Consider the following 3588-nt stretch of genomic DNA (forward strand, 5'->3'; position numbering starts at 1 on the left):
ACAGCGTGTCGAGCAGCACGCGGTCGGCGATGACTTCGCTGTCGACGAGCACGCCGTCGCAGTCGCAGATGAGGTGATCGAGCATGGTGATGAAAACGCGGGATATCGGCGACGCCGATCGATTCGCCATCATACGTGCTTTCACGCGCATGCCGTGTGACGTGGCGGCAAATTTGCCCGATGCCGCCGTGGGGTTGCGGCAGGTCGTGCCGGGGCGCCGCCGCTCGCGCAGCGGCGGCTCGCTTGCCCGGATCGCGGCCGCCGTTTGCTGCGTCACAGCTCGATCACGCGCCCCGTTTTCCACGACGTCATCGCGGCTTCGGCCAGTTCGAGCGCGGCGAGCCCGTCGTCGATCGTCGTCCTGACCGGCGTGCCGTCGCGCAGCGCGTCGACGAAGTGCGCGATCTCGGCCGCATACGCATGCCGGTAGCGTTCGAGGAAGAACGGCTCCGGCACGTCGGTCGCGATGCCGCCCGCGAGCCAGGCACTCACCTCGGTCGGCCGCACGTTGCCGGCCTGCAGCATCCCTTGGCTGCCGAGCAGTTCGAAGCGCTGGTCGTAGCCGTAGGCCGCGCGCCGCGACGTGTTGATCTGGCACAGCAATCCGCGCCGCGTGCGGATCGTCACGGCGGTCGAATCGATGTCGCCCGCGTCGCGCACGGCCGGATCGGTCAGGCAACTGCCCGTCGCGTGCAGCGTCTGCGCTTCGTCGCCGAGGATCCAGCGGAACACGTCGAAGTCGTGGATCAGCATGTCCTTGAAAATGCCGCCCGAGCTGCGGATGTAATCGGCCGGCGGCGCGCCCGGATCGCGGCTCGTGACGACCAGCATTTCCGGCGCGCCGATCTCGCCGTGCTCCACGCGTGCCTTCAGCGCCGCGAAGGTCGGGTCGAAGCGGCGCTGGAAGCCGATCATGCAGGTCACGCCGGTGCGCCGCACGACGTCCGCGCACGCACGCGAGCGCTCGACGGTGAGGTCGACCGGCTTCTCGCAGAACACCGCCTTGCCCGCGTTCGCGGCCGCGATGATGAGGTCCGCATGCGTGTCGGTGCTCGATGCGATCACGACGGCCCGCACCGACGCATCGCCGAGCGCGCGCTCGACGTCGGCGACCTGCGCGTCGTGCGTGCGGGCGAGCGCTTCCGCCGACGGCGCATGCCGGTCGATCACGTACTTCAGTTTTGCGCCCGGATGGCGCGCGAGATTCGCCGCGTGGATCTTGCCGATCCTGCCCGCGCCGAACAAAGCGAATTCGATCATTCCGTTCTCCTGTGGATTTTCTCGTCTTGCCGGTGCGCGACCGGCGTGGGTCGCGCACCGTCACGGTGGTCCGCTCAGCGATCGGCCAGTTCGCCGCGCACGTAATCGATGCTCGCCCGCAGCCGGTCTTCGATGTCGTCCGCTTCTGCGATTTCGCTCGCGAACGGCTCGAACGACAACGCGCCGCGGTAGCCGCGCGCGAGCAGCTCGCGCAGTTGCCGGACGTTGCCGAGCCGATCGGCGCCGCCGACCAGCACGCGGTGGCCGTCGCGCATCCGGTCGACCGGCAGGTCGGCGTCCTCGACGCCCGAGATGTGCACGAGGCCCGTCAGGTTCGGGAAGAAGATGTCCTCGCCGGCGAGGTGATGATGGAACGTGTCGTGCACGAGCCGGAACACCGGCTCGCCCGCCGCCGCGTAGATGCCCTTCACCGCGTCCGACTTGCGGCGCAGCGCGCATTCCTCGAAGCCGAGCGGTTCGATGAAGCCGAGCAGGCCGCGGGCTTCAAGGATCGGTTTCAGCGCCTTCAGCGCCGTGACGAGATCCGCATGGCGGGCGTCCGCGCTGCGCGTGTCGCCGTGGCTGTTGGTCGGGCACAGCACCAGCGCACGCGCGCCGCATTGCGCCGCATAGTCGGCCAGCACGGTCGCCTCGTCCGCACGCTCGGCGTTCCATTGCTCGAAGCGCTGCAGCGCGTTGATCGTCAGGATCGTCACGCCGCCGCCTTCGGTCGCCGCGCGGACCGCGGCCGCGGGCGTGCCGTCGGCGAGCTCGACGCCGTCGAGATCGTTGCGGATTTCGATCGTGTCGACGCCAAGGCGCCGGCACAGCGCGACGTAGCGGTCGAGCGGCAAGCGCGGCGCGCTCATCCGGTTCAGCGAAAAGTGGAAGGTTTGCATCGTCGTTCTGTCCTTGAGGCTGGAGTGGGGCGGGTCCGAATCAGGTGCCGGTGCGCGCGGCAAGTGCGTGCCACGTGTCGCGCAGCCAGTGCGCGCACGCGACGTTGTTGTCGAAGATCGAATAGCGCGCGCCGCCGCCGTAGTCGGGAAACGGGATGAACTCGCAGCTGATCTGCGCGAGCAGCGGCGGCCGCGCGTGAGCCTGCGTTCGCAGCAACTGGCGCAGCGCGGTTTTCCACGTGTCCAGCGCATCCGCGCGCCATTCGCCGTGATACGCGCTCGGCGCGGGCGCGACGAACGGGTACTGGATGCCGCGGCCGGGGCTGCCGTCCGCGCGGCGCATCCAGCGGTTCTCGGGGTTGTTCGGCGTCACGCTGCGCGCATGCGCATGCCGGACCCAGCCGCGCGCGATCCAGTTGGCGTAGATCGCGGCGGGCGACGCCGGGTCGAGCAGCGCGTGGCCACCGTCGGCCGATTCGCGCAGGCCCGATGCGTCGAGCTCGGCGCGGTTGCCGATCTTGAACAGCAGGTGCGAATGATCGAGCGTGACACGGAACGGCGCGCCGGCCTGCTCGACATGCCGCGCGACGCGCGCCACGCGCATGAAGTCCTCGCTCCACATGTCGACGTGCACTTCGAGGCTCGGCAGGCAGCCGACCGGCTCGCCCGATGCGTACGCACGCAGGTAGAAATCGGCGACTTCGCGGTCCGACAGCAGGTGGCCGTCCGCGTGACGCGCATGTAGCTGGCAGTTGAGCACCGTGCTGCCGAACCGCGCACCCGCCGCGACGATCTCGGCGACGTGCGCTTCGTCGCGGCCCGCGCACCAGATGCCGCCGATCACGCGGATCGGCAGCGCGTGGCGATCGACCAGCGCGAAATACGGCGACAGGTCCTCGCCGCGCGTCGGGTTCTTTTCGATGTAGTCGAACACGCCGGCAGCGGCGACCCTCCGGAAGCGCTCGGCGGGCGTGGGCGGCGGCAGCCCGTCGTGTTCGAGCACGCCGTCGAGGTTCACGCCGATGAGGATCGGTTCAGCCATCGTCTCCTGTCCGTCGTTGTCCGTGGATGGCTGATCAATGTACGGATGCGCGGCGCGGGCTGCATGACGAACGTTGACGAAAAATCGCCCATGCCGCGGTCGATTTTTTCATCGTGCGCACGCGGTGCGCCGCACGGCGGGATTCACGCCTGCAGGTATGCGCTCGTCCTCACGTTCGCCGGACAGAACACACGGAATTCGACCGGGTCGTCCGGCGGCGGCTGTTCGACGATGCCGCACGCATGCAGCACGTGCTGCAGCGCGGAAATCGCTTGTCCGTCCGGGTCCTGGTCGATCGCGAGATCCATCGCGCCGGCTTCGATGAAGGTACGGTGCTGGTCGATCATCTCGTGGCCGATCCACACCACGCGCCCGATCGCGCCGGCC

At 69.0% G+C, this 3588-nt stretch carries 3 protein-coding genes and 2 pseudogenes; all 5 read right to left on the bottom strand.

Annotated elements, in window-relative coordinates; translation table 11 throughout:
- Nucleotides 1–277, bottom strand: a pseudogene (locus JMF90_RS40300) (hypothetical protein); the annotation flags it as partial.
- Entirely contained in the window at nucleotides 274–1260 is a 987-nt protein-coding gene (iolG, locus tag JMF90_RS28925; protein WP_011546155.1) for an inositol 2-dehydrogenase, read from the bottom strand. The gene iolG and the pseudogene JMF90_RS40300, both read right to left, overlap by 4 nt.
- Before the next feature lie 74 nt (nucleotides 1261–1334).
- A complete protein-coding gene (locus JMF90_RS28930; RefSeq protein ID WP_011546154.1) occupies nucleotides 1335–2159 on the bottom strand; it encodes a TIM barrel protein in 825 nt (274 codons plus the stop codon).
- Nucleotides 2160–2199: 40 nt separating this feature from the next.
- Nucleotides 2200–3201 (bottom strand): hypothetical protein, encoded by a 1002-nt coding sequence (locus tag JMF90_RS28935; RefSeq protein ID WP_011546153.1) that lies wholly within the window; start codon nucleotides 3199–3201, stop codon nucleotides 2200–2202.
- Between the two features lie 143 nt (nucleotides 3202–3344).
- Nucleotides 3345–3588 (bottom strand): annotated as a pseudogene (locus JMF90_RS28940) (sugar ABC transporter substrate-binding protein); the annotation flags it as partial.

The organism is Burkholderia sp. E168m23 (assembly GCF_016586125.1).
Classification (GTDB): domain Bacteria; phylum Pseudomonadota; class Gammaproteobacteria; order Burkholderiales; family Burkholderiaceae; genus Burkholderia; species Burkholderia orbicola.